A 26,213-nucleotide genomic window follows, 5' to 3' on the forward strand; every position below is an offset into this window, starting at 1 on the left:
CGTCTGTGTTTGCCATGGCAACCTTACCGGCGGTCGGTCAGGGGCATGCGGGCGCCGGTGGTCGCCGGTGACCCGCGGGGCTCCCGCGCTCGGATGTGTGACCGGTACCGCCGACACCCGACCCGACGCACAGCGCTCTGCCCTACCATCTCTGGCGTGTCCACCACGAGTGCGCAGCGTGCACAGGCCGAGCCCACGAGCCCGGACGACGACGCGCTCGCGACGCGCGGCCGGGTCCCCGACTGGCGTTCGTGGATCCTGCCGATCGGCATCTACCTGGTCATTCGGGCCATCGGCATCGCCGTCCTGGCCCGCTTCGACGTCCTGCGCGGCGTGTCATTGCGCGACTCGCTGGCGGCCTGGGACGGCAAATGGATGCTGGCGATCGCCGAACACGGCTACGGCGGCGTGCCGATCGACCTCACCGACGCTCGCGGCATCCACTCCTCGGACACGGCGTACGCATTCTTCCCCGGCTACCCGTATGCGGTCGGGCTGATCGCGAAACTCCCGTTCGTCTCGCCGTTCGCGGCCGCGGTCCTGCTCAACCTGGTGCTGGGCTGTGTCGCCGCGGTCGGCGTCGCCCGGTTGGGAGCGCTGTGCGTGCGTCGGATGGCCGGCCGGTCACCGATGGTCGACGCGGTGTCGGCGCCGGACGCCACCGCATCCGAGACGGCCGACTCTGCTGACGGCCGCGTCGTCGACCCGCGCCGCGTCGGCCTGTATCTGGTGGCGATCTTCGCCGCGACACCCATGTCGGTGGTGCTGAACATGGCCTACACCGAAACCCTGTTCTGCGTGCTGAGCATCTGGGCGCTGGTCGGCGTGTTGGAACGCCGCTGGCTGCTCGCCGGGATCTGCGCCTGCCTGGTCGGGACCGTTCGTCCGACGGCGGTGGTGGTGATCGGGGTGGTGATGCTGGCCGCGCTGATCGATCTGTTCGGTTCGGGGCGGTCTCCGTTCGCCGGGTGGCCGGCGGTGCGGGGCTGGCTCGCCGTCGTCATCAGCCCGCTCGGGTATCTCGGGTATCTCGCCGTGGTGTGGGCGCACACGGGTTCACCGACGGGCTGGTTCACCATCCAGACCCAGGGCTGGGACACCCGATTCGATTGGGGTGTGGCCGCATTCGATTTCGTCAACGACATGCTGGTGAACTCCGGTGAGATCGCCCCGGTGGCCACCGCGTGGATCATCGTCGGCACCCTGGTGCTGGTGTGCGTGGCGATCTGGGCGCGACTGCCGTGGCCGGTCGCGACCTACGGCGTGCTCGTCGTCGCGTCGATCGTGCTGTCGAGCGGGCTGATGATGAGCCGCCCCCGCCTGCTGCTGCCGGCGTTCGTGCTGCTGATCCCGCTGGCGATCCTGTTCGCCCGCGCCCGCCCGGCCACGGCCATCGCCGCGCTCGTCCCGATCGTCGTCGGCAGCGCCTGGTTCGGTGCGCACATGCTGACGGTGTATCCGCACGCGATGTGAGGGCCGGTCGCGGGTCCGCAAGGCCTGCCGAAAGTGGGGGAAGAACGTTCGTCCCCCAGAAACCTCATCGTCGGCGAGGAATGTCTGCCGGACGAATCAGCTTCTGGGGGACGAACGTGTCGGGTTTACGACGTCGTCGTCAGGCGAGCGCCGCGAACGTGCCGTCGAGGCCCGAGTCGCGCGGTACCGTCGTCTGACTCACCGACGGCACCTGCCACGGGCAGCGGTCGAAGCCGGTGCCGATCAACGACGTCACCGGCGTCCCGCGGTCGATGACCTGCAGTTCAAAACACGACCCAGGTCCGGCGTCCTCGGTGATCCAGTCCGCCATCACCGTCGCCAAGTACGCATTGATCGACGCGTCGACCAGCTCCGGTGGCAGCACCTCGTCATTGTCGATCGCGAGGTCGGATATGGCATCGGTGAGCTCGTAGGCCTGGTCGGTGGCCAGCAGCTGGGTGGTGCCGGCATCGAACCGGAATACCCACGCGTGATCGCCGGTCGGCGCCGCCGAGGCCGCCGGAGCCAGCGCCATACCCATCGAACATGCCGCCAGCGCGGCAAGCATCAGTCGCACAACCATTTTCATGTGTTCCCCCAACCCTCATCGGAAATCATCTGTGACCGCCATGCGGCTTCTGCACCATACAGCATGGCGGGTTCACCATAGCGGCGAGATATCAGATATGCGTGTCGGCGGGTGAGCACACTCGACGAGGATCGGCGCCCACTCGACAGGCAACGGCGCCCACTCGACGGGGATCAGCGCCCACTCGACGCTTCGAAACCTGCGCACAGGTAGGCCACGCCGGCGTCGAGGATGGTGCGTGGCGACAGCAGACGTCCGACGTCGGCCCGCGCCGCGACCGACGACACGATCGGCAGCGATGCCAGCCGGGTGTCGTCGTCGCGTTCGGTCCAGCCCTGCAGCAGATCGCCGAGCCCACCGCCGGCGTCGGCGGCCGTCCCCTCGGCGCGCAGGATCTGCTCGCTGACGCCGACCAGGGCGACGCCGTTGACGTAACTCCAGAACGTCAGCACCATCTCGACCGCGCGCGCGGGTTCGACGCCGAGTTGCCCGAATCCGTCGGACAGCCACTCGAGCCCCTCGAGGGAGTCGTCGCCGAATCCGTAGCGTGGCACCGAGTAGGCCAGCACCACCCACGGGTGGCGCTGATAGAGCTGCCAGTCGATGTCGGTGGCGATGGCGATCCGCTCGCGCCACGTCGGCGCCGGGTCCATCTCGACGGGATAGGGAAAACGCCGTCCGACCTCGGCCGCCATCGCGACCAGCAGCGCATCCTTGTCCGCGACGTGCCGGTACAACGACATCGCGCCGACACCGAGATCGTCGGCGATCCGGCGCATCGAGAGCGCGTCGAGTCCGTCACGGTCGGCGATGGCGATGGCCGAATCGACGATCGCCGACGTCGTCAGCTTCTGCGTCTGCGGGGCCACCGTTTCTCCCTCCTGACCGACCGCCGGGTCACCACGTGTGACATTCACCGGGAATAACCCACTTGCGTACAGCGTACTCATATCCGTACCGTCAGTGAGCGTACGACGTACGCGTCGCTTCGACGAGAACCGTCCACACCGAGCACAGTCCACACCGGACACCATCCCCACCGAGCACCACCATCCCCACGAGCACCACCATCCCCACGAGCACCACCATCCCCACGAGCACACGGAGAGTCGCATCATGTCCACCCAGTACCGCCCCGTCGATCAGCGTCACCGCGAACCCGCGCGCGCCGATCGCCGAACCTGGCTGGGTCTGGCCGTGCTGACCCTGCCGGTGTTGCTGGTGTCGATGGACTTCTCCGTCCTGTACCTGGCCATCCCGTCGATCACCGACGCCATCGAACCGACGGCCGCGCAGCAGTTGTGGATTCTCGACATCTACGGCTTCCTCATCGCCGGCCTGCTCATCACCATGGGCAACGTCGGTGACCGACTCGGTCGTCGGCGCATCCTGCTGGCCGGCGCCGCCGTCTTCGGTATCGCGTCGGTGATCGCCGCGTTCGCACCGAGCGCCGGCATCCTCATCGCCGCGCGTGCCCTGATGGGGATCGGCGGCGCGACGCTGATGCCGTCGAGCCTGTCGCTGATCGCCAACATGTTCCCGAACGCCCGTGACCGCGGTCGCGCCATCGGCGTGTGGACGGCCGCCTTCGCCGGCGGCTCGGCCATCGGTCCGGTGGTGGGAGGCGTTCTGCTGCACCACTTCTGGTGGGGTGTCGTCTTCCTCATCAACGTGCCGGTGCTGGCCGTGCTGTTCCTGCTCGCCCCGCGCCTGGTGCCCGAGTACCGGGCCCCGTCGACCGACCGCTTCGACATCGTCGGCGTCGTCCTGTCGCTGCTGGCGATCCTGCCGATCGTCTACTCGATCAAGACGATGGCCGCCGAGGGCGTCACCCCGCTCGTCGCCGTCATCGGCGTGGTGGGCGTGGCGATGTTCGCGGTGTTCATCGTGCAGCAACGCTCCGCGCGGGCACCACTGCTCGACCTGAAGCTCTTCGCCAATGCGCAGTTCAGCTCCGCCGTCGCGGTGGCGCTGGTCGGCATGATGGCCCTCGGCGGCACCTCGTATCTGACCGGGGTCTACCTGCAGTCGGTGATGGGCCACGACGTGCTCGCCGCCGCCCTCGCCGGTCTGCCGATGGCCATCGCCGTCGCCGTGTTCTCGATCGGCGCGAGCCGCGTCGCCGCCTGGGTGGGTGTGCGCACCGCGTTCATCGGCTCGGTGGTCCTGGCCGCCGCCGGCAACCTGGGATTGCTGTGGCTGACCACCGACAGCCCGCTCTGGATCTATCTGGTGGCCACGTCGGTCGCCGGTATCGGCTACGGCATCCAGTTCAGCCTGGTCTCCGACATCGTGGTCGGTTCGGTTCCGCCGGAACGGTCCGGCGCGGCGTCGGGCATCTCCGAGACGAGCTTCGAACTCGGGACCGCGCTCGGCCTGGCCCTGCTCGGGTCGCTGGCCACGCTGGTGTTCCGTGAGCACGCCGACGGCCGGAACTTCGGCGACACCCTCGGTGAGACCCTGCACGACGCCGGGCAGCTGGGCCCCGACGGCACCGCACTGGCCGACGCCGCACGCAGCGCCTTCGTCGACGGCATCCACGCGGCATCGCTGGCCGCGGTGATCACGTTGTCGGTGCTGGCGGTGGTCCTGGCTGTGGTGCTGCGCACACCGGTCGGCGACGACGACGATGCCGCCGTCGAGACACCGTAGGCTCGTCGGGGTGCACGCACCGATCGAGAATCGCTGGAGCGCCCGCGGCTACGACCCCGAGGCGACGATCACCACCGCGGAGGTGACCGACGTCCTCGAGGCCGGCCGATGGGCACCCACCTGGGGCCGTATCCAGCCGGTCCGGTTCATCGTCGGGCTCCGCGGCGACGACACCTTCACGCGGCTGGCCGCAACCCTCAACCGCGGCAACAAGAGTTGGGCACCGGCCGCCGGCGCCCTCATCCTGCTGAGCACCAGCAACAATCCCGACGACGCCATGGTGCACGAGTACGGCGCCGTCGACCTCGGATTCGCCGCCGCACAGATGAGCATCCAGGCCGTCTCGATGGGGCTCAACGCGCACCCGATGGCCGGATTCGACGTTGCCGCCGCGCGGGCGGAGTTCGGTGTCCCGGCCGAGTCCCGACCGATGCTGGTCCTCGCCCTGGCCCGCCTGGCCGCCGACCCGACCACCCTCGCCCCCGAGGTCGCCGAACGCGACGCCTGGCCCCGGGAACGACTCCCCTTGCACGACATCACCTTTGCCGGGCAGTGGGGCACGTCCTTCTACCCCGCCGACTGATCACCGCCGACTGACCACCGCCGGCCGCCGATCGCTCCCCGATGAGTTCCCCGCCGCCGCAGACGCATCCCCGTGTCGGGCTGCTGGGTCCCATCACGGTCATCGACGGTGACGACGAGACACCCATCACGTCCGGGCGCGCCCGGGCACTGCTGACCGCCCTCGCGCTGGCCCATCCGCGGCCGGTCGGCGTCGCCGCACTGGTCGCCGACGCCTGGGCAGACCGGCCGCCACAGAATCCGGCCGGGGCCGTGCAAACGCAGATGTCCCGCCTTCGGCAGGTCCTCGGTACCGGATCGATCGTGGGCTCGGCCGCCGGATATCGACTCGATCTCGCCGTGCCGGTCTCCGATCTCGCTGTGGCCGAATCACTGTCGGACCTCGACGACGACCCGGACGGGGCCGGCGCGGCCCGGGTGCTCGCGCTCTGGCGTGGCGACGCCGGCGCCGACCTGCCGGCCGGTGAACTCCGGGATCGCCTGCGCGCCCGGGCCGATCGCGCCCACCGCGCCGCGCTCGAGCGGGAGTGGCATGCCCGCCTGTCACACGACCCGGCCGGCGTGGCGGCCGAGATCGCCGATATGCGTGGCGATCTGCCACTCGACGAGCATCTCGCGGCGCTCCAGATGCGGGCCCACCTGGCCGCGGGCGATCCGAATGCGGCGCTCCGCATCCACGCGGAGATCAGTGCCGAACTCGCCGAGCGGCTGGGCGCCGATCCCGGTCCGGCACTTGCCGCCGCCCATAGCGCCGCCCTCGCGTTCGCTCCGCTGCCCCACACCCCGGCACCGCCGGCCGACACGTTCCTCGCCGACGCCGGCACCAATGCCGAACTCGCCGAGGCGATTGCACGATCATCGCTGGTGACGATCGTCGGCCCCGGCGGCATCGGCAAGACCCGACTGATCACCGAGTACATCGCGTCGACCCGACCTGCCGAGGTCTTCGTCGACCTGTCGGCGGCCCGACATCCCGACGACGTCGCGGCCGCCGTCGCCATCGCGCTGGGACGGGGCTCCCTGCCCGAACAGGACATCTCGACGGCCGCGCCGTCGGTCACCACCGGCGCCGTCCTCGCCCAGCTGAGCCCCGTCGGTGCGCTCGTGGTGCTCGACACCTGTGAACACCTGGTGGCCTTCGTCGCCGACCTCGTCGACGACATCCGTTCCCGCCGAGCCGATCTCACCGTCGTGGCCACCAGCACGACCCCGCTGGGGGTGCCCGACGAGCGCATCGTGACCGTCGGCCCGCTCGACACCGACCGCGGCGTCGAACTCGTCACCCGGCGGGCCCGCGAGTTGCGGTCGGACGTTCACCTCGATCGCGGCCTGCTGATCGAGTTGTGCCGACGCCTCGACGGTTCCCCGTTGGCACTGGAACTCGCAGCGGCACAACTGCGTTACCTGTCGCTGGCCGATGTAGTCGGGCGACTCGACGCACGTTTCGGGTTGCTCGCCGTCGCCGGTGCGGGCCGACACCATCGCATCGCCGACGTCGTCGCCGCCAGCTGGGACCTGGTGAGCCCGTCCGCCCAACGCACCCTGGCGGTCCTGGCCCTGTTCCCCGCGGAGGTGCGTATCGACGACGCTCTGGGTTTCGGGTCGGTGACGCTGCCCGCGCTCGCCGAACTCTGTGATCACCACATGGCGAGCGTCGTCGAGTTCGACGACGGCCGCACGCGGTACCGGATCACCGAGACGGTGCGGGAGTTCGTCCGGGAACGCACTCGGCTGGACCCGCCGGTCCATCGGTCGCTGCATCACGAATTCGTCTCCTGGGCAGCCGATGTCGTGGCCCCGACGACCGATGATCTGATCGCCGGCCGGGTCGGTGACGCCGCCGGACGCCTCGACGAGAGCACCGACGCGGTGTTGACCGCCCTCGACGATCCCGCCACCGCCGCCATCCCGGGTGCCGTCACCCGATTGCTCCCCATCACCCTGTGGCGTCTGGTGCGCACCGGCGGTTACCCCGACGCCGAGCGGCTCGCGGTGATCGCCCTCGATCACCCCGGAAGTCCCGATGACGTACTCGGATTATTGTGCGCCACCGCCTATCTCATGGTTCGTGGACGATTCCGGGAGGCCGCGCGGGCGCGGACACGGCTGCGCGCCACGGTCCGCCGGGCACCGGCAACCGCCGGGCCGATCGCACTGGCCGTCGACATCGTCACCGGATCGCCGCGTGCGACCGCGCGCATCCTCACCGACGCCACTCGCTCCTCCGACGCCGTGGTCGCCGCACTCGCCGAGATCGTCCGCTCCGATGTCGCCGAATTCTATGCGGCGGTGCACTTCTCCCGTCGATGCGCCCTGGCGGCGCTGGTGTGCGCCGAGCGGGCGGGACACCCGTGGCTGATCGCCGCCGCCCGCCAACGGCTCGGCCGCGGGCATGCCCTGACCGGGGACCGACCGGGTGCGGCCGCCCTCTATGCCCGCAGCGCCGACGACTTCGCCACGATCGGGTTCTCCGACGAGTCCACGGGTATCCGCATCCATCAGGCCCTGGCCCTGGCACCCTCGGATCCGGCCGCGGCCACCGAGATCCTCGAGGCGTGCCTGCTCGCCGCCGGTGATTCGCGGCGCCCGCACGTCGCCACCGCCCACATGGCCCTGTCGGTGCTGCGCCTGCCGGAGAACCCGCAGGCGGCGCGGCGCTCCGCGGACACCGCGATCGCCATCATCGGGGCGCCGCACGACGGGCACTCGGCCTACCTGCACGGGGTGCGTGCGGTGATCCTGGCCCGGTCCGGCGCCGAGGTGGCCGCACGGCTCGCGGCCGACGCACTCGGCGTCGCGTTGCGGTTTCTGGTGGCGGCACCGACCGTCAATCTGCCGGCGCTGGCCGGGGCGGCCGCGGCGATCTGTCTGGTCGAGAACCGCGCCGCCGACGATCCGCTCGCCGCCGCCGCCCGGGGTGCCCACTACCGGCGCGACTTCGCGGTGATCGACCTGGGCGAGGGACCTCGGTCACACCGTCGGAGCCTGATTCGGCTGGTCGGATAGGTTTCGAGGCGTCGTCGACGCACCGGTGAAAGGGAGATGAAAGGCCGGCCGGGCACTGTGGTCGGCATGCTTCCCGACATCGCGATCAACGCGGAGCACCTGCGCAAGACCTTCGGTGACGTCGTCGCCGTCGACGACGTCTCGCTCACCGTGCCCACCGGTTCGGTCCTCGGCGTCCTCGGACCCAACGGGGCCGGCAAGACGACCACGGTCCGCATGCTGGCGACCCTGATCCGCCCGGACTCCGGCCATGCCACCATCTTCGGACGGGACCTGACCGGCGATCCCACCGCTGTGCGTTCCCTGATCTCCCTGACCGGGCAGTACGCATCGGTCGACGAGGATCTGACCGCGCTGGAGAATCTCGAATTGTTCGGGCGGCTGCTCGGATTCAGTGGTCGCAAGGCCCGCGCCCGCGGCAGCGAGTTGATCGAGCAGTTCGGGCTCAGTGCCGCGGCGAACCGTCCGGTCAGCGGATTCTCCGGCGGCATGCGTCGCCGCGTCGACCTGGCCGCCTCGATGATCCGCACGCCGGCCCTGCTCTTCCTCGACGAGCCGACCACCGGCCTGGACCCCACCACCCGCACCCAGGTGTGGTCGGTGGTGCGTGATCTCGTCGATCAGGGCACCACGGTGCTGCTGACCACCCAGTACCTCGAAGAGGCCGACCAACTCTCCGATTCCCTCGTCGTCATCGACTCCGGCCGCGTCGTCGCCTCCGGAGACGCCGACTCCCTCAAGGACCGCGTCGGTACCCGTTCTCTGGAGATCGCGGTGGAACCGGCCCGGCTCGACGCCGCCGCACGGGTTCTGCGCGGCGTACTCGACGCGACGGTGACCGCGACCCCGGAGAACGGGCGGCTGGTGGCGCCGATCGCCGACCCGTCGCTCTCTGCGCGGGCGGTGGTCGCGCTCGAGGATGCGGGTATCACGGTGGCCGAGATCTCGGTCCGCCGACCGAGTCTCGACGACGTCTTCTTCTCCATCACGGCCGCCCCGGCGGCCCCGCCGGCATCCGACACGGACGCCGCCACCGAAAGCGGGGCCGCGGCATGACGCTTGTCACCGAAAGCCCCTCACCCGGAATCGACTTCGGGCCGATCATCGAACGCATCGGGCCCGGCAAGGTCGTCGCCGACACCCTGACGATGACCCGCCGCGGATTGCTGCGACTCAAGCACACCCCGCAGCAGCTCTTCGACGTCATCGTCATCCCCATCGTCTTCACCGTGATGTTCGCCAACATCTTCGGTGGGGCCATCGCCGGTAGCGTGGATGCGTATCTGCCGCAACTGGTTCCGGGTGTGCTGGTGTCGGTGGCGATCACCAGTTCGGTGGTCACCGGTGTGCAACTCCGAGAAGACATGGACCGCGGGGTGTTCGACCGATTCATCTCCCTGCCGATAGCCCGGATCTCTCCGCTGGCCGGATCGCTCATCGCCGACGTGGTGCGCTACTTCATCGCCTCGGTGATGTCGATCGGCGTCGGGATGGTGATGGGGTACCGACCCAACAGCGTGCTGGGCACCGTCGCCGGGGTGATCCTGACCATGTTCGCGGCCTTCGCGATCAGCTGGATCTTCGCCCTCATGGGCGTGCTGATGTCCAAAGCGTCGGCGGTGCAGGGTGTCTCGATGTTGGTGCTGATGCCGTTGACGTTCACCTCCAACATCTTCGTCCCGGTGACGACGATGCCCACCTGGATGCAGAACCTGGCCGACGTCAACCCGATCTCGCATCTGGTGTCGTCATTGCGGTCGTTGATCAATGACGGCACGGTGACCGGCCACGTCGCGTGGACCCTGCTCGGCACGCTGATCATCATCGCCGTCTTCGCGCCGATCACGGTGCGCGCGTACCTGCGTAAGGCCTGACGACGCCCGTTCCTCCCCACCCGCACGACAAGGACGAAAACTGTTGGTGACCATCGCCGCACACCCCACATCGATGTCCGCGGCACCCGGCCGCCCGGAACGACTCACCCCCGACGACGACCTGTTCGTCCGGATGGAACACGCGATGGGACTACCGGTGGTCAACCAGGCCGTCTGGCGCCTGCCCACCCACCTCGATCCCGCACGCTTCGCCGAACTCGGCGCGGCACTGGCCCGCGGACGGCTCAGCAGGTTGGTTGTCCGGTCCGCATTTCCGTTGCGGGACCGATGGGTTCACACGCCGGATGCGGGACGTCACGCCTTCGACGACGAGCAGATCGACGCCGCCGACGGTGCCGCGTGGGCGCTGGCGCAAGCCAATCTCGGGATCGACAGTGTCACCGGTCCGTCGTGGCGCATGAGTGCGATCACCACACGCGATACCGACGAGACGTTCGTGTCCTGGGTGTCCTCGCATGTCATCGGCGATGGCGGCGCGGTGATCACCGGCATCGGCGAAGCCCTCGACGGCATCGGCTATGACGCCGCCGATGCCGACACCGGCGTGCTGGACACGGTGCGGGAGGGTGCCGATGCGCTGCGCACCAGCGCCGTCGCCGCCTATCGACTGGCGCGACACCGCGCTCAACCCGCACCACTCCCGCGTCCGACCACGCCCGCACCTGCCGTGTCGGCCGAGGACTGGGGCGGAGTCAGTCCGACCGTCATCGTCACCATCCCGGATGCCGCCTTCGACGTGGTCGCGAAACGCGTCGGCGGTACCGCCAACACCCTGTTCACCGCCATCGTCATCGGCATTCTCGAAGACTCTGGCGCGGTCGCCGACGGCGACGAGATCCCGGTGAATCTGCCCGTCTCGACCCGTATCCCGGGCGATCGACGGGCGAATGCGAGTACCGGCGTCACCGCCCGCATACGGGTGAGCCCCGCCCTGCGCACCGATCTGAGTCCGTTGCGCACGGCCAGCAAGACCGCGTTCGCCTCGGCAACAGGTGCACCGAGTTCACTTGCGCTGCTGGGCCGTCTGGCTCAGCCACTGGGCGACTCCATCGTCCGACGACTGGCCGCCGACTCCCGTGCACCCCTGTGTCTCGCATCCAACCTGGGCACCCTCGACGCCGGATTCGCCGGCCTCGGAACCGGACTGCCCGGTTCGGTGGCGATGCGCTCGATGACCGTCGGCGCCTCCCTGGACGTGATGCGCCGGATGGCCGGCGGCATCAGTGGCTGGTCATCGCGCAGCGCCGGACACATCACCCTGTGCATCACCGCACTCGATCCCGACCGCGTCGCCAACACCGCAACGCTCACATCGCTGGTCGCCGAGGAACTCTCACGCTGGGATCTCGACGGATCGTTCTGGGGCGCCCAGCCAGAGGAGTAGGACCTCAGCGGCCCCGCCGGCCGAGTGCACGCAACCCGCTGGTCGAGTGCGCCTGGTCCCCGCTGGCCGAGTGTGCTTAATCCCCGCTGGTCGAGTGCGCCGCGCGAGCGAAGCGAGCTCGTCGCATATCGAGACCACCTCCGCACCCCCGCTGGCCGAGTGCCGACGAGCTTGCGAGTCGGTGTATCCGCCCGGCCGAGCTTGTCGAGGTCGAGGCCACCTCCGCAAGCCGCAAGCAGTACGCAAGCACCAGCTTCACCCCCGCTGGTCGAGTGCGCCGCGCGAGCGAAGCGAGCTCGTCGCGTATCGAGACCACTTCGGCAAACTGACATCGAAACCGGGCCACCACCAACCGATTCCGCGCCGAAGAAACTTGTCGGACCCCCTCGCTACACTTGACTCAGTTCAGTTGATCCGACCGAGCAGAGGAGGTGAACATCATGGCCACCAACATGATTGGCAGCCACAAGGCACCGGAACTGTCGATGACCGCCGACGACGCCGCCATGATCGATCACCTCCCCGTCGAGGCCGCGACCGCTCTGGCTCGTTCCCTGCAACGCCAGGAACGACAAGTGATCGCGCGGAAAGTGCTCTCCGCGGCGCGGATCGGGCACACCGTGTACGACGAGATGCTGCTCTCGGGCCATCAGACCAACGTGCACACCACCGGCGCCGTCGACAAGTCCGCCACCGGCAAGGTATCCACCACCCTGGGCGTCTCGGTGCCGCAAGCCACCGCGTGGATGACGCTCAGCTTCCTGCTGTCGACGCTCCCGACCGTGACCGCGGCGTTCTTGGACGGTGACCACTCGCTGGAACGTATCCGCATCATCGCCAACGAGATCGCCGTCCTGTCCGACGACGACGTCCGCGCCTTCGCCGAAACCCGTGCACTGCAACTGGCCGAACGCAATCAGGCGGATAAGACCCTGCGGGATCAGGTCATCGAGATGGTGATCGCCCTGGATCCCGACGGCGCCGCGGACCGTCGCGAGGAAGCTGCCGCACGTGACCAGAATGTGCGGGTCCGCCGAGACACCAACGGGCACTGCAGCATCTCCGTCTACGCACCAGGTGAGATGGGTGCCCATCTGGCGGCGCGGATCGCGAAGATGATCAGTGAGCGGATCTGCCCGCGTGATCCGCGTCGTCAGGGTCAGGTGCAGGTCGCGGCGTTCGCCGAAATCCAAGGACTGCCCGGCGCGCAGCTGTCGTGTGAGTGCGGTCGGGGCGACTGCTCGCGGGCGATCCCCTTGCCGGAAGAACCCAGTGGCCTGACCGAACTCGACATCGACCCCGCCGCGACTGATCTATCTGGCGATGTCGAGGTCGATGCGGACGCCGACATGACCGACGATCCCGAGACGATCACCGACGGCGACGCTGACTGTGACGACGCTGACTGTGCGGCAACGGATACTGTTGAGGCACAACCCGACGCGGACACCGATGCGCAGTTGTCGCTGTCGTTGATCACCGACCCGTCCGGGCAGCGGGAAGCTCGGTTGGAGTACTTCGGCGTTGTCGACGACGCTCACGCTGCAATCTTGATCAGTTCGGGACAGCTCGTCACCGTCACCGAGTTTCCCACCCTGGACATCCCCAGCATCAGCACCACCACCTCTCTGGACCGGATACCGGCGGCGTGGCGTCGCCTCGACGATCCGTTCCCGGCGGCACCGATCGACCCGACCGGGCACGGCGGCTATTTCTTCCCGCCGCCGCGTGCGTTGACGTATCGGATTCCGGCGTGGTTGCGGGAGAAGATCATCGAGTTGGATGGCACGTGCCGGTACCCGCATTGCGGGCGACCGGCCAGTGAATGCCAGATCGATCACGTGGTGAAGTTCGTGCACCAGGATCCGATCACCGGTGGCTGGACCGTGGAATTCAACCTGATGCCGTTGTGTACCCCGGACCATCAGCGCAAGCACATGGGGTTGTTGATCCCCACTATGTTGTCGGATCGGGCTGTCATCTGGCGTGATCCGGTCACCGGGGAGACCATCACCACCTATCCGCGGTAGGTCACTGCCGTCGGGTGGTGCTGCGCTGCAATCGGTTTCCAGCGTCGGGTTGCGTGGTCTCGACACGCCACGGGCTCGCAAGCTCGCACGAGGCGGCTCGACCGGCGAGACGGTGACGGCTCGATCGGCGGGAGTCTGGGTGCGCTGCAGTCGGTTTCCAGCATCGGGTTGCGAAAGTGGTCTCGACCTCGACAAGCTCGGCCCGGCGGGATGAGTGGTGCTACTCCGCAACGGGTTTCCGGATCATTCCCCCGCCGGCACCGGCAACCGCACCTCGACGATGTCGGCGGCGGCGGCCACGGCACGCTTCGGGGACACCATCCGCTGGGCGAACTCCACTGCTGCGCAACGGACCTTCTCCGTCAGGACCGTTGACAGGTCCGCGCGGATCGACTCGTCGGTCAGTGCCGAGAACGCTCGGCCGGTGCCGACTCCGAGGGTGCGGATACGCTCCGCCCAGAACGGCTGCTCGGCGGTGAACGAGTACACCGCCGATGGCACACCGGCCCGCAGTGCGGCGGCCGTCGTCCCCGCTCCCCCGTGGTGGACCACTGCGGCGCAGCGTGGGAACAGCCACGCGTGATTGACCGCACCCACGTGATAGATGGACGTGTCGTCGGCGTCGACCCCGGGCGTGGCTCCCAGGCCGAACACACATCGAACGCCGAGTTCGGCTGCAGCCGCGCCGAACAGTGACCGAACCCGCTGCGGGTCGGTCACCGGCATCGAGCCAAACCCGACAAACACCGGCGGCTCGCCCGCGTCGAGCCACTCGGCCAGTTCGGCGTCCCCATGCGAGGTCTCGGCGAGGTGATCGCGGGCGCCGGCGGGCAGGTCGAGGAATCCGATGATGGGTTTGACCGCGTGCCCGGCCTTCCATTCGGCAACCAACTCCGGAGCGATGGCCGGGTCGTAGGCCTGGATCTGCGGAACCCGCAACACCCCGAGACGATCCGGGCAGCCGGTGCGCGCGGCGGGCCTGCCGATCCGCCGACGAAATCCGTTCTCGCTGTATCGTGTTGCCCACCACACGATGCGGTCATAGGCCCGCCAGCTGCGTCGCTTCCACTTCGGCGACCACGAGTCGGTGACGCCGGGTAGCGGACCGATCACCCCGCTCTCCGACATCGGCGCATAGCGCAGCACCGTCAATGGCACGCCCAACCGCTCGGCGAGCGCGAGGCCCCGTGCCTGACACAACGGGGCGGCGATCAGCATGTCGACGTCGGTGATCGCCGCGTCGTCGTCGAGGAAGGTCTCGACCATGGCCCGGTCGAAGGCCGAGATGCCGTCCCGTACCGTGTCGAGCGCGAATCGTGCACGCGTCCATGGGTTTCGGGACCGCTGGGCGTCCAGCGCCTCATCGGAGGACCACTGCGTGCCGGTGTCGCGGCCGATGGCCACCACCGTCGCCACTCCCGCGTTCCGCGCGAAGCCCAGCAGATTGGGCGGTACCGCGACACTGACCCGATGGCCACGCCGCTGGAGTTCGACGGCCAGACACACCCCGGGCTGCACGTCGCCCCGACTGCCGTAGAGGATGACGGCGACATGCGCGCCGTCGGATCGGCTTGTCATCATGAGTAATTCACCAGAATCTGTGATCGAGGCCCCACGCCGACAGCTCCGCACTGAGCAGCTTCGCGAGGTGATCCTCGTCGCCGTAGTACTCGGGGCTGAAGGCGGCGAACGACAGGGTGACGGTCGAACCGTACTCGACTATCCACGCCGAGAGCCCCGGGCCGGGCATCGCCACATCCTCACCCGCGGTGTCCTGCACCATCAATCGCAGCACGAACGACGACGCGGGCACTCCGGCGATGGTGCGTACCCGATCGTCGAGCACCCCGAGATTGGAGACGCTCACATCGGGGGCAGGCACCGACCGCAACGCCGTCGTCAGCACCCGTCGCGGCATCAATCGCACCAGCGACTGGAGATCGTCAGGCACGTCGGTGCCGGTCTTCGCATACTCGGCGAACGCCTGCCGGCTCAGACCACGGAGGTAATCGAGGTCGGCCGGCGACTCCTGCGGTTCGCCGACCCGCAGCCAGATCCCACCAGAGGCGTTGGCGCGCAGATCCTCTGGCCCACCGCGTTTGCTGACGGCGACGCTGACACGCATCTGGTCACCGACGGGATAGCCAGATCGGCGCACCAGCCCACACACCAGCGCGGTGAAGAGGGTGTTCCCGGTACCGCCGTACTGCCGGGCCTGGGCATGCCAGAGGTCGCGGTCGACGTCGACGATGGCCAAGGTGGCGCGGTAAGGGTCGTAGGTCGGCGGTGGTGACGGCGGGCGATTCGGGACCACCGGCGCGGTGCCCTCGCGACGTTCGCGCCGCCGCTGCCGTGCATCGCGGGCCACGGCACGGACCGACCGTGCCGCCGAACGGATCTGCCGTGCGCTGTCCCGCGCGTCCTCGGCCAGTGCCCGCGCACCGCGGGCGGTGTCGGGATCGGCGAGTGCGGTCGTCTCACCGTCGGCAGCGGCGACGAGGGCGCGCATGATCGCCTCCCCGTCCGCGATCAGGTGCGACAGCAGCAGCACCACGACGCGGCGTCCACGGGTGGTGGTCGTCGTGTGCACTCGCCAGCCCAGTCCCTGCGCGGGACGCAGATCCGCCGAACGCAGCAGGTTGTCGGCCCACGCACCGATCTCGGCATCGTCGATGCGGGCGCCGACGATAATGCGCGGTTGCACCCGCGAAGACACCCACCGACGACGCGCGGCCGGGAAACGTCGGCGCGAAATGGCGCGGTGGAGCAGGCCGGTACTCAACGACTCCGCGTACCGCTCGATGGCCTCGAGGCCCGGGTCGTCGTCGAGGACCCAGCAGAACTGGATGGGTGTGCGGAATCCGAGTTTCTCCTCGGCGAGCAGAAACGCCTCGTCCGGACCGGACACCCGGAGGCCCGTCGTGGCCGAACCATGCACCGCGGCATCGGAATGCGCACCCACGGCCTCGTCGGTCACACTGCGCCCGGTCACACCGCGCTCGGTCACGGCAGTCCCCGTTGCGAGGTCTCCCGCAGGAGATTGCGAACGGAGAAGGTGGAGGTCTGCTCGTCGTGTGCGCGGATGAGCACGAGGCGGGCGGCATGCACCACGATCAGTGGCGGCAGATAGCCGAACACCACCACCGCGGTCAGTCCGTATCGCCGGTGCATCAGCAGGGTCCGTGGCAGGAAGCTCATGTACTCGACGAATGCCGGCAGCGCGGTCTCCATCCGGCGCGGCGACACGCCCACCGTCAGCGAGGAGAGAAAAGCATTGCGGCCGTGCGCGTCCTGGACACACAGCCCCATGTCGACATCCTCGAAGATGTCGCGGCGCATGCTGACCCGCGTGCGGATCACCTGCCACATCTCCCGCCGCACCACCATGTTCGATCCGTACAGCACCGGAATGTCGCGTGGCGCCACCGTCCCGTCGGTGTCACTCGCACGTCCCCGCTTGGGGATTCGACGCAACAGCGGATCGATCAGCCTGCGGACCCGGCTCGTGGAGCCCTCCAGCGGAAGTCCGTAGGCGGCGCCGCGGCCGCAGAGGGCCGACCAGTGCCCCGCCGTGTCCGCGGTGAAGAACTCGACGATCGTGGCGGCCCACGTCGGCGGAACGCGGGTGTCGGCATCGATCCTGGCGATCACATCTCCTGTTGCCGAATCCATCCCGGCGTTCCGAGCAAAGACCAAACCCTGATTCGATTCATTGATCACCCGGACAATGCGCCATTGGTCAATGAATTCCTGAATGACCTCGGCACTGCGATCCGTCGAATTGTTGTCCACCACCACGATCTCGGCGATGTGGTCGGCCTGCTCGAGCAGCAGCGTCAGGCAGGTACCGATGGTGTCTTCCTCGTTGTAGACCGGGATGACCACGGACAGCCGCACCTGCGGGTCCGTGGCGTCCTCTCCGGCGGCATCTACTGCGAGGCTGGCCACGTCTGAGGTCGTCACCGCAATCCTTTGCTATGTCGAGTTGGTCTTTCGCGATGGTGACATTGCTGTCGGCACATCGCATTTCGGATACGCCATCGGCACACGGGTGCACTCGCACCCGACGACCGGTGGACACAGGCACCGTTGCCTCGCCCGGGTCGGCGACATCCGCCGTCGGCGGTGGCCGCGGGAAAATGAACAGGGAGCACGACATGTGCGATCGCAACAGCGACTCGACCTCGGAACGTGACCCCCGTGCAGGTTCCTTCCGCGGAGTCTAGGACACCGGCACCCACCTGGCAATGATTGGCGCCACCACGACATATGCGGACGGACTGATGAATCATAATTCGGCGGCCGTTTCACATCTAATTCACAGAAATCGAGGCGGCGTTTCCGTCAATTCTTCAAATCGGCACATCCGACATTTCGCGTCAGTAACTACCCACCCCCGAGGGTTGCCCACATCTCATCGCGCAGGGCTGGCGGGAGGGGCGAAATGCCGCTAATGTCATCGCTTGTCGACCTTCATGGTTGGGGATGAGGGAAGACGAAAACACGAAGGCGCATTCATTGTGTCGTCGAACACTGCTCGCGGAAGATGCATGCTCTGTCACTGCGTACTCGGCTTTGGTGTGACCAAGGACTCACCGTCGCCGCATTTCCGCGGGTGTCATCTGTCATCCTCCCCCAACAGCACCGGGCGTTCGGAACGGGGACCGCACGCTCGAGCTGACCAGCTTTCGCCTAGTCACCCCTGGGGATGTCATGGAGTACACGGAGCTTGCGGACTATCCGGTCCCGACCGGTCGGATCACCGAGTGGATTCCGACCGTCGAGGCCGATCGGTGGCAGTCGGACGATCGTCCGCTCTCACCCAATCACGCTGCGCACCTCTACCATTCGGCCACGTCGTCGACCGCCGACGATTTCGGGCTGGGCTCCTGGATCGGCACGGCCTTCCGCCTGCCCGGAGCCTTCGATCCCGACACCTTCGCCGAGGTCCTGCGCATCTGGATCGCCCGGCATGACGCGTTCCGCACGACGGCCCAGCACGACGGGCACGGCCACGCGCGCTACGTCGTGGTTCCGGACTCGGTGACCATCACCGCACGTCGCCAGGAGGCGCCCCCGGAGGGGGTGAGCGTCGACCACCACATCGAGCGCTTCTTCGCCCGCGAGGTCAGCGCCCTGCGCTGGCCGCACGTGGTGGCCACCACCATCGAACCCGACAGCCTCCTCGAGGCGACCAAGGGCGTCATCGTCATCGTCGGCGCCGATCACTCCGTGATGGACGCCTACACCCAGTTGCTGCTGATCGCCGAGTTCCGGGAGATCTACGGTGCGCTGACCGACGGCCGCGACCCGGTCCTGCCGCCCTGCGGATCCTTCGTCGACCACTGTGCCCACGAACATCGCACGGCCGAATCGATCACCGCCGATCACCCGGCGGTGACCACCTGGCGATCGTTCCTGGAAGGCGACTCCGGCCGGCTGACGATGCCGCGATTCCCGTTGCCCACACAGCCTTCCGCCACCACCGAGACCACTGCGACCACCGCGGCGGCTCCCGGCTGGCAGTCGAGCCTGTCGCTGTGGCTGCTGGACGCGCAGGAGACCGCCGCGTTCAACGCCGCCTGCAAGCAGCACGGCAAGTCGCTGTCCGGTGGTGCCTTCACGGCCCTCGCGGCGGCGATCGAGCGCCTCACCGGTGAGCGCACCACCCGCTTCGTCATGCCGATGCACACCCGCACCGATCCGGAATCCCTGGCCGCCGCCGGGTGGTACGTCGGCCTCGTGCCCGTCGAGATGTCGTTGGGTGAGGCGAACACCTTCGCCGAGGCCATCGACATCGTCGACGCCGGCGTGCGCCGCCACGCCGCGCTCACCCACGTCCCGCACCCACGCATCGCCGAACTGCTGGCGGTGACCGAGGCACCACGATTCGCCGTGTCCTTCGTCGACGCACGATTCGTGCCGGGCGCCGACTCGTGGGACGAGCGGGATCGCGCGCTGCGCAGCCGAATCCACAATCTCGACGAGGTCTACCTGTGGGTGAATCGCACCCATGAGGGTATGAACGTCTCGATGCGTTTCCCGAACAACGAGGTCGCCGCGACGTCGCTGCACGCACTGATCGGCGAGTACACCGCGGTGCTGCGCGAGGTCGCCGCCACCGGCGATCTGGCCTTGTGCGGCGCACCCGGCGACACCGGTTCCGCCGACACCGATTCGGCCCCGAGCCCCACGGTCACCTCGACCGAGGTTCGATGAGACTGGGTCCGGACACCTATTGGTGCCCGCTCCCCGGGCGGCTGGTGGATTTCGTCCCTGCACCGTCGACGATGCAGGCGGCCGAGGCCGCACCGGAGCACCCGGTGGGACCGTCACTGCTGCAGGGTGACCACATCTCCGGTGTGCTCGCGCAGCGCACCGCCGGCCGCGAGCACCGTGGGTACACCTGCAGTGCGATCACGGTGGACGCCGACCTCGACGAGGACCGGATGGCGGCGGCGCTGACCGCATTCGTGCGGGCCCACGAGGGTCTGCGGTCGTCCTTCCGGGTCGACGAGAGCGGCGGCGTCACCCGCTACGTCGTGGATCCGGACGCGGTCGACATCGTGGCCGCCGATGTGGCCGAGACCGGCCCGCATCGTCATCTGGCCCAACGACTTCCGCACACGGCCGTCTTCGATGCGTTCCCCGGATGCGCCTTCGGGGTGGTGACACGACCGGGGTCGTTCGACCTCTACTACGGCATCGATCATGCCTACGGGGACGGCAGTTCCCAGGTGCTCGGGCTGCTGGAGATCCTGGCCCGCTATCGCGGCGAGGAGAATCATCCGCTGGTGTCCGCACGGCACGGCAGTTACCTCGATTACGCCGTCGAGGAGTTCACCCGTGCCGCGGGGCTCACCCCGGATTCGCCCGGCGTCGTCGAATGGCGGCGCGTCCTCACCGAATCCGGCGGCACCATTCCGGTTTTCCCGCTGCCGCTGGGGCTCGGTGACGATCCGCAGCAGGTGTTCATCCACTGTGAGGATCTCGCCGACGCCGCCACCACCGAGGCGCTGTCGGTGATCGCCAAAGCTCATGGGACGAGCCTGATCTCGGTGATCTACGCGGGACTCGCGCTGGCGCACAAGACGTTCTCCGGTGCCGACCGCTACGCCACCGCCACGGTGCTGTCCACCCGGGGGAACGCGGAGCATCGTGGTTCGCAGGGTTGGTACTGCAACTTCGCGCCGATCGGATTCGAGATCCGCGGCTCGACGCTCGAGGAGGTCATCGACGACGCGGCCGCCGCCGTGGAGGCGTCGAAGCGCGCCGTCGCCGACCCGGTGCACGGTGCGCTGGCGATCCTGCTCGGCGAGGGGGCCATCGACCCGTCGGTGGTCGCGAGCCCACAGATGGTGACCTACTTCGATTTCCGCTGGTTCCCAGCCCCCGACGGCGCCCACGACATCGTCGTGTTCACCGGCGAGGGACGCACCCGCAACGCGTCCCTGTGGATCTCCCGCGATCTCGACGGTCTGCGCATCAACACCCAGCGCCCCGACAATCCGGTGGCGGCCGAATCGGTGGCACGGTACTTCGCCACCGTCCGCGACATCCTCACCGCCGCGGTGGCCGTCGACGCAGGAGCACGCTGATGCACGTCACCGCCGTCGACCTCGCCGACCTCGCCGGTCGACTCACCGAGATCGAGATCACCTGGGATGCGGAGCCGGCGCGGTGCGAGGTGCCGGTCACGTTCAATCAGGGCAACCATGTTCGCGCCCAACTCACCGGGAGCGGGGCCTGGTTGGCCGGGACGGTGACCCTGCCGGATCGCCATCCCGACCGGTCGCGGATCGTCGAGGCCGTCACCCGCCTGCTGGTCGAGCACGACGCGCTCCGGGCCCGAATTCGGCCGTGCGACACTCCTCGTCAGGATGTGTACGGCCCCGACCAGTTCGCGGTTCGGGCCCGGACCGTCGGCACGGTGTGGCACGGATTCACCACCGCCCTGATCACCGAGCGGTGTCGGGCGGGTGAGGTCCCCGGATTGTTCTTCGGCATCCTCGACGATCGGCTCGTCTGCGCCTTCGATCATGCGCATGCCGACGCCTTCACCATCGATCTCGTCCTGCGACGGCTGTACGAGCTCTACGCCGATCCCGACACCGCCGCGCGCACCACACGCAGTTTCGCGCAGCGGTGCGTCATCGAGGCGACGGGCGCGTCGGTGTCGGGTGGACCGCACTCGACCGACCCCACGCGTCTGATGCAGGTGTGGGAGGACTTCTTCACGATCACCGACGCAACCCTGCCGGCCTTCCCGCTGCCGCTCGGATCGGGAGCGGCCCCGCAGCGCACCGTCGTCGTGCCGCTGCTGAGCTCCCCGGAATGCCATGATGCACTGGGCCGTTCGGCGTTTGCCCACATCCTGGCGACCTTGGCGACGGCAGTGGCATCGGTGGGCGGTCCACGGCGACTGGCGACGCTGATACCCGTGCACACCCGCGGGGCACGCGATTCCGGCTGGCACGACACGGCCGGCTGGATGGTCTCCAACGCGCCGGTGGTCGTCGACGCCGGAGACCCGGACAGCGCCACGCGCTGGCTGACACACGCTGCGGCACTGACGGATCTACCGCTGGATCAGGTACTCGCCCACTGCCGGCCGAGCTTCGTCACCGAGGGCATCTTCATGGTCTCCTACCTCGACTACCGCAAGCTGGGTCCAGCATTGCCCGGAGCACAGCACATCTCGGCCGTGACGAGAACCGACACCGCACAGTTCTGGTTCAACCGTTCGGAGTCCGGCCTGGATCTGCGCGTGCGCTATCCCGGCCGACCCGAGGCCGACGCCGTGATGGCCGACCTGCTCCGGGTGCTCACCAGCGAACTCCGGGAACCGTTGCGCCACAGCATGTGCCGCACCAGCGCCTGAGTCCCGCACCCAGTTGCACGCTCGGCTCCCACCTGCACGCCGTGCATTCCGTGCGTGTGGGAGCTGCGCGCGCATCGTCGGGTGAGTCCCTACGCGCGGCAGGTCGTCGCGGCGGTGTCGATGGCCGCCTCGGCCGCGTGGCGTTCGTTCTCCGACCACCCGTGGACGCCGAGGAACATCTGACGGTTGTCGGCGTCGGTGGGGCGCACCTGATCCCAGTAGTCCGCGCGGTCGGCGGGACTCAGCGCCAACACGTTCGCCAGTTCCGCCGACGAATCCGGGTACTTCATGATCTTGGCGTAGTCGGCCGGATCCTGCGCCGCCAGCGTCGCCTCGGCCTGCCCGACGGTGCAGGTGCTTCCCGGCACCGTCGACGACGTGTCGGCGGCAGATGCGACGCCGGCCGCGACGGTGGCGAGGATGCCCGCCCCGACGACGGCGATGCCGATCCGCACACCGACGATCTGATTCACGAGTTTCATGGGTCCACCTTTCTCCCGCACCGAAAACACCTCCGGTGTGACAGCCACCAACACTAGGAAGCCACCTTGGGAGTGGGCTGTGACGCACCTGCCAACCCTGAACGATTCCCACAGCGCGAGAACGCTTTTCACCGTTCGTCGCCATTGTCCGAATTGACGGGTGCGCCTTCCGCCGGGATCGGGCCGGTGCGCCCATCCGGGCAAGAACTACAGTGGATCCGTTCCGTTCCGTTCCGTTCCGTTCCACCCACCCCGACACGATCGCACCGATGGACACCGACGACCCACGCCCCCAACCGCCGGCACGGCCATCGATGATGGGCGCTCTGTTCGCGGTCCCGGACGTGCGGGGCCGCTGGCCCGCGGCCATCCGGGCCGGTCTCGCCTTCGCGATACCCGCCGCCGCGCTGTATCTGCTCGGCTTCGACCGCGACTGCCTTCTGGCCGCCCTCGGCGGATTCGCCGCACTCTACGGCGAGAAGCGTCCGTACCGTGTGCGGTGGCGGGCGGTGAGCACCGCCGGCGCTGCGCTGGTGGCAACCACCGCCGGGTACGGCGCGCTCGGGGCCTGGGCCGGGCCGTCGGCGACGCCGACGCAGAACCTCGTCGTGATGACCGCGCTGGTCGCCGGTGCGGCCGCCACGGCGTTCTGCCTGAACGCACTGCGGCTCGGCCCGCCGGGCCCGTTCTTCTTCGTCCTGACCGCCGCGATCGCCTCCGTCGTCACCCGGCACGGCGTCGACCTCACCCCACTGGTACTGGCCTCCGCCGCCGGCGCCGTCGCATCCCTGGTGGTGTCGATGGCGCCGGCCCTGTGGCGCCCGCACGGCCCGGAGACCGCCGCCACGGCCGTGGCGATCCGGGCGGTCGAGGACTACCTCGACGACAACCGCAGTGCCGGCCCCGCACATCGTCACGGGGTGGCCCTCTCGACCCTGCACGCGTGGTCCGTGCTGCATGACGCGGCCGCCACCAACAGCGCTCTGGCCCAACAGCTCTGGGAGTCGATGCACCGCTGGCACGGCGCGCGGCAACCCGTCGACCTCGCACCGCCACTGCCCCGGCCGTCGGTCGCCCACCGGCTGCGGATCGCCGCCCGGCGGTTCAGCCACGCCGAGGTGACCACCGTGCGGGTCGCGGCCGCCGCCTTCGCCGCGGGCGCGATCTCGATCGCCACCGGACTCTCGCGTCCCGACTGGGCGATCCTCGGCGCGGTGCTGGTTCTCCAGTTGGGGCCCGACCGCATCCGCGGTATGGTGCGCGGTGCGCACCGGCTGATCGGCACGGTCGCCGGACTCGGCGTGTTCGTCGCCCTGCACCTGCTCGATCTGGGGGTGCCGACGCTGATCGTGGTGATCGCGGCGCTCAACCTGCTGATCGAGTTGACCATCGTGGGCAACTACGCCGTGGCGGTCACCTTCATCACTCCTCTCGCCATGCTGATGGGCGATCCCGCCGCCGACATCACCATTCCGGTGCGTGATCGCTTCCTGGAGACGCTGCTCGGCGTGGTCTGCGCCATCGCCGCCATGTGGCTGGTGCTCGGGCGTGCGCATCGCCGCACCTGGCGGTATGCCGACGACGCCGTCGTCGACGGTTTCGACGACGTGCTCGACGGCGCCGCTGCCGGACCCGTCGGTTCACCCCGGCCGATGACGCTGCGCCGGGACCTGCAGTGGTCACTGCTCGAAGCCGAGATGGCCGCCACCGACGCGGCGGGAAACGAACCCGGGTGGGCGCGACGACGCTGGGCCGCCCACGTCGCCCTGTGCCACGTCGGCCATGAGGCACTCACGTGGTGCTGGCGTGCCGATCCGCACCGCCCGCTCGACCCGGCGATCGCCGGGATGCTGTCCGAACGTCGGCGCCTCCTCACCGATCACACGCCTCCCGACGGCCCCTGACCGGCGCACGCGTACGCCCTTGGGTCGCCACACCCTTCGTTAATTGACAGTTGACAAACAACTCGCGCGCGCCTATACCTCTATGTGTGCCCGTTCACATCCGGCCCTGGAGATGTGGCAGCTCGCACTCATTGCCGTTTGTCGTCCCCGACAACTCATGGAAAAGGCTCACCCGCATGGCTCATCCCCGGTCCCTCACCCGACCCATCGCATTCCGCCTCGGCGCCTGGGGTGTGGCCGCCGCGACCTGCGCGGTGATCGCCGCGGGTCCGGCCGCCGCCGACACCCACCCGGGCACCTACGGCGACTTCGCGCCCATCGAACGGTCGATCTCGCTGCCGCGGGATGAGTCGTCGCACCGGCAACCCGCCGAATGGTGGTACATGACAGGCCATCTCACCGGTGTCGACCCGGCGGGCAAGACCCGCCACTACGGTTACGAGATCGTGGTGTTCCAGATCGCCGCCGTCGCCGGCGTCCCGCCGATCTACGACTCCCACTTCGCGATCTCCGACCTCGGCCGCCACAAGTTCAGCTACGCCGAGCACACCACCGCGGGCGCCTACTCCACCACCCCGAACGCCGTCGACCAGGACGTCGCGGGATTCAGGATCACGGGCTCGATGGGGCACTACGCGGCGTCGGCATCGCAGCCCGGCTACTCACTCGACATCCGCACCACCGCCCTGGTGCCGCCAACCCTCAACGGCGTCAACGGTATCGAGACCTTCGGCGACTGGGTGTCGCCCTACTACTCCTACACCTCCAACGCCACGGTCGGCACCCTGATCGATCACGGCGTGCCGGTGAAGATCACCGGCAACAGCTGGTACGACCACGAATGGGCCACCGGCGCACCGGGAACCGACGGCACCGGGTGGAGCTGGTTCGGGGTCTCGTTGGACAACAACGTCCAGTACAACCTGAGCTTCTTCCAGGCACCGTCCGGCGAGGTACAGAAGGTGATCGCCGTCAGGACCGCCGACGGCCACTACGCCCCGGTGCCCGCCGACCAGGTGTCCATGCAACCGATCGGCGCGTGGCGCAGCCCGCACACCGGATACACCTATCCGACGAGCTGGCGAATCACCTTGCCCGGCGGCGCAATCACACTCACCCCGAAAATCCAGGACAGCGAGCTCAGCGGCGGCGTCGGCCACAAGTTCTACTACGAGGGCCCCACCACCGTGACCGGAACCCTCGACGGTGCCCCCGCAACCGGCAACGCCTACGCCGAGATGAACCCCCGCGGCGTGAACTGGCGACCCGACCAGTTACTGCCCTGAGCACCACCCGCACAAGCCCTTTCGCACTTCCCTCCTTCACCGCGCCTTC

19 protein-coding genes are annotated in these 26,213 nt (G+C 68.7%); 13 read left to right on the forward strand and 6 right to left on the reverse strand.

The genetic code is table 11. The features are described 5' to 3' along the window. The first annotated feature begins 93 nt into the window (after nucleotides 1-93). Nucleotides 94-1,473 carry a putative hexosyltransferase gene (locus ABLE94_RS06865; protein ID WP_348806117.1) on the forward strand — a complete coding sequence of 460 codons (1,380 nt, stop codon included), beginning with the start codon at nucleotides 94-96 and terminating at the stop codon, nucleotides 1,471-1,473. A gap of 139 nt (nucleotides 1,474-1,612) precedes the next feature. Here ABLE94_RS06865 and ABLE94_RS06870 read toward each other — a convergent pair whose 3' ends face one another. Continuing rightward, nucleotides 1,613-2,062, reverse strand: a complete 450-nt coding sequence (locus ABLE94_RS06870; protein ID WP_348806118.1) for a hypothetical protein — start codon at nucleotides 2,060-2,062, stop codon at nucleotides 1,613-1,615. A 173-nt stretch (nucleotides 2,063-2,235) separates the two neighbouring features. Further along, nucleotides 2,236-2,931: a TetR/AcrR family transcriptional regulator gene (locus ABLE94_RS06875; protein ID WP_348806119.1), complete on the reverse strand. Its 696-nt coding sequence runs from the start codon at nucleotides 2,929-2,931 to the stop codon at nucleotides 2,236-2,238. Nucleotides 2,932-3,178: 247 nt separating this feature from the next. On the opposite strand from ABLE94_RS06875, the gene ABLE94_RS06880 reads away from it, so the two are divergent. The 7 genes from ABLE94_RS06880 (at nucleotide 3,179) to ABLE94_RS06910 (ending at nucleotide 13,611) form a co-directional block, all read left to right on the forward strand. Next, a complete protein-coding gene (locus tag ABLE94_RS06880) occupies nucleotides 3,179-4,714 on the forward strand; it encodes an MFS transporter (protein ID WP_348806120.1) in 1,536 nt (511 codons plus the stop codon). A 10-nt stretch (nucleotides 4,715-4,724) separates the two neighbouring features. After that, nucleotides 4,725-5,297, forward strand: a complete 573-nt coding sequence (locus ABLE94_RS06885; protein WP_348806121.1) for a nitroreductase family protein — start codon at nucleotides 4,725-4,727, stop codon at nucleotides 5,295-5,297. Nucleotides 5,298-5,338: 41 nt separating this feature from the next. Then, nucleotides 5,339-8,302 carry an ATP-binding protein gene (locus tag ABLE94_RS06890; protein WP_348808402.1) on the forward strand — a complete coding sequence of 988 codons (2,964 nt, stop codon included), beginning with the start codon at nucleotides 5,339-5,341 and terminating at the stop codon, nucleotides 8,300-8,302. A gap of 66 nt (nucleotides 8,303-8,368) precedes the next feature. Beyond that, on the forward strand, nucleotides 8,369-9,358 hold the full coding sequence (locus ABLE94_RS06895) for an ATP-binding cassette domain-containing protein (RefSeq protein WP_348808403.1): 990 nt from the start codon (nucleotides 8,369-8,371) through the stop codon (nucleotides 9,356-9,358). After that, nucleotides 9,355-10,176, forward strand: a complete 822-nt coding sequence (locus tag ABLE94_RS06900) for an ABC transporter permease (protein WP_348808404.1) — start codon at nucleotides 9,355-9,357, stop codon at nucleotides 10,174-10,176. The genes ABLE94_RS06895 and ABLE94_RS06900 overlap by 4 nt, the downstream gene beginning before the upstream one ends. A 46-nt stretch (nucleotides 10,177-10,222) precedes the next feature. Beyond that, nucleotides 10,223-11,581: a hypothetical protein gene (locus tag ABLE94_RS06905; protein ID WP_348808405.1), complete on the forward strand. Its 1,359-nt coding sequence runs from the start codon at nucleotides 10,223-10,225 to the stop codon at nucleotides 11,579-11,581. Nucleotides 11,582-12,021: 440 nt separating this feature from the next. Further along, a complete protein-coding gene (locus ABLE94_RS06910) occupies nucleotides 12,022-13,611 on the forward strand; it encodes an HNH endonuclease signature motif containing protein (protein ID WP_348808406.1) in 1,590 nt (529 codons plus the stop codon). Between the two features lie 243 nt (nucleotides 13,612-13,854). Here the strand turns inward: ABLE94_RS06910 and ABLE94_RS06915 are convergent, their stop codons facing one another. The 3 genes from ABLE94_RS06915 to ABLE94_RS06925 are packed head-to-tail and all read right to left on the reverse strand — an operon-like array spanning nucleotide 13,855 to nucleotide 17,574. Next, nucleotides 13,855-15,192: a glycosyltransferase gene (locus ABLE94_RS06915; RefSeq protein ID WP_348806128.1), complete on the reverse strand. Its 1,338-nt coding sequence runs from the start codon at nucleotides 15,190-15,192 to the stop codon at nucleotides 13,855-13,857. Nucleotides 15,193-15,199: 7 nt separating this feature from the next. Then, nucleotides 15,200-16,618 carry a hypothetical protein gene (locus tag ABLE94_RS06920; protein ID WP_348806129.1) on the reverse strand — a complete coding sequence of 473 codons (1,419 nt, stop codon included), beginning with the start codon at nucleotides 16,616-16,618 and terminating at the stop codon, nucleotides 15,200-15,202. After that, complete coding sequence (locus ABLE94_RS06925; protein WP_348806130.1) at nucleotides 16,615-17,574, reverse strand: glycosyltransferase family 2 protein; 960 nt, start codon at nucleotides 17,572-17,574, stop codon at nucleotides 16,615-16,617. Before ABLE94_RS06925 ends, ABLE94_RS06920 begins: the two co-directional genes overlap by 4 nt. A gap of 750 nt (nucleotides 17,575-18,324) precedes the next feature. Here ABLE94_RS06925 and ABLE94_RS06930 point away from each other — a divergent pair. The 3 genes from ABLE94_RS06930 to ABLE94_RS06940 are packed head-to-tail and all read left to right on the forward strand — an operon-like array spanning nucleotide 18,325 to nucleotide 22,492. Continuing rightward, entirely contained in the window at nucleotides 18,325-19,830 is a 1,506-nt protein-coding gene (locus tag ABLE94_RS06930; RefSeq protein WP_348806131.1) for a condensation domain-containing protein, read from the forward strand. After that, the gene (locus tag ABLE94_RS06935; protein WP_348808407.1) at nucleotides 19,827-21,209 is read left to right on the forward strand and encodes a condensation domain-containing protein; all 1,383 of its coding nucleotides are present in this window, start codon (nucleotides 19,827-19,829) and stop codon (nucleotides 21,207-21,209) included. The genes ABLE94_RS06930 and ABLE94_RS06935 overlap by 4 nt, the downstream gene beginning before the upstream one ends. Continuing rightward, on the forward strand, nucleotides 21,209-22,492 hold the full coding sequence (locus ABLE94_RS06940) for a condensation domain-containing protein (RefSeq protein WP_348806134.1): 1,284 nt from the start codon (nucleotides 21,209-21,211) through the stop codon (nucleotides 22,490-22,492). The genes ABLE94_RS06935 and ABLE94_RS06940 overlap by 1 nt, the downstream gene beginning before the upstream one ends. A gap of 89 nt (nucleotides 22,493-22,581) precedes the next feature. Here the strand turns inward: ABLE94_RS06940 and ABLE94_RS06945 are convergent, their stop codons facing one another. After that, on the reverse strand, nucleotides 22,582-22,974 hold the full coding sequence (locus ABLE94_RS06945; protein ID WP_348806136.1) for a hypothetical protein: 393 nt from the start codon (nucleotides 22,972-22,974) through the stop codon (nucleotides 22,582-22,584). 269 nt (nucleotides 22,975-23,243) lie between these two features. On the opposite strand from ABLE94_RS06945, the gene ABLE94_RS06950 reads away from it, so the two are divergent. Together ABLE94_RS06950 and ABLE94_RS06955 are read left to right on the forward strand one after the other, a co-directional pair. Next, on the forward strand, nucleotides 23,244-24,878 hold the full coding sequence (locus tag ABLE94_RS06950; RefSeq protein ID WP_348808408.1) for an FUSC family protein: 1,635 nt from the start codon (nucleotides 23,244-23,246) through the stop codon (nucleotides 24,876-24,878). Nucleotides 24,879-25,054: 176 nt separating this feature from the next. Continuing rightward, the gene (locus tag ABLE94_RS06955) at nucleotides 25,055-26,164 is read left to right on the forward strand and encodes a lipocalin-like domain-containing protein (protein ID WP_348808409.1); all 1,110 of its coding nucleotides are present in this window, start codon (nucleotides 25,055-25,057) and stop codon (nucleotides 26,162-26,164) included. Nucleotides 26,165-26,213 lie beyond the last annotated feature (49 nt).

The organism is Gordonia sp. VNK1, assembly GCF_040049135.1.
Classification (GTDB): Bacteria; Actinomycetota; Actinomycetes; order Mycobacteriales; family Mycobacteriaceae; genus Gordonia; species Gordonia oleivorans.

Coding starts and splice junctions, on each gene's coding strand:
- ABLE94_RS06890 (WP_348808402.1), top strand. CDS start 5,339: ATGAGTTCCCCGCCGCCGCAGACGCATCCCCGTGTCGGGCTGCTGGGT.
- ABLE94_RS06915 (WP_348806128.1), bottom strand. CDS start 15,192: ATGATGACAAGCCGATCCGACGGCGCGCATGTCGCCGTCATCCTCTAC.
- ABLE94_RS06910 (WP_348808406.1), top strand. CDS start 12,022: ATGGCCACCAACATGATTGGCAGCCACAAGGCACCGGAACTGTCGATG.
- ABLE94_RS06945 (WP_348806136.1), bottom strand. CDS start 22,974: ATGAAACTCGTGAATCAGATCGTCGGTGTGCGGATCGGCATCGCCGTC.
- ABLE94_RS06940 (WP_348806134.1), top strand. CDS start 21,209: ATGCACGTCACCGCCGTCGACCTCGCCGACCTCGCCGGTCGACTCACC.
- ABLE94_RS06935 (WP_348808407.1), top strand. CDS start 19,827: ATGAGACTGGGTCCGGACACCTATTGGTGCCCGCTCCCCGGGCGGCTG.
- ABLE94_RS06895 (WP_348808403.1), top strand. CDS start 8,369: ATGCTTCCCGACATCGCGATCAACGCGGAGCACCTGCGCAAGACCTTC.
- ABLE94_RS06955 (WP_348808409.1), top strand. CDS start 25,055: ATGGCTCATCCCCGGTCCCTCACCCGACCCATCGCATTCCGCCTCGGC.
- ABLE94_RS06930 (WP_348806131.1), top strand. CDS start 18,325: ATGGAGTACACGGAGCTTGCGGACTATCCGGTCCCGACCGGTCGGATC.
- ABLE94_RS06870 (WP_348806118.1), bottom strand. CDS start 2,062: ATGAAAATGGTTGTGCGACTGATGCTTGCCGCGCTGGCGGCATGTTCG.
- ABLE94_RS06950 (WP_348808408.1), top strand. CDS start 23,244: ATGGACACCGACGACCCACGCCCCCAACCGCCGGCACGGCCATCGATG.
- ABLE94_RS06880 (WP_348806120.1), top strand. CDS start 3,179: ATGTCCACCCAGTACCGCCCCGTCGATCAGCGTCACCGCGAACCCGCG.
- ABLE94_RS06900 (WP_348808404.1), top strand. CDS start 9,355: ATGACGCTTGTCACCGAAAGCCCCTCACCCGGAATCGACTTCGGGCCG.
- ABLE94_RS06865 (WP_348806117.1), top strand. CDS start 94: ATGTGTGACCGGTACCGCCGACACCCGACCCGACGCACAGCGCTCTGC.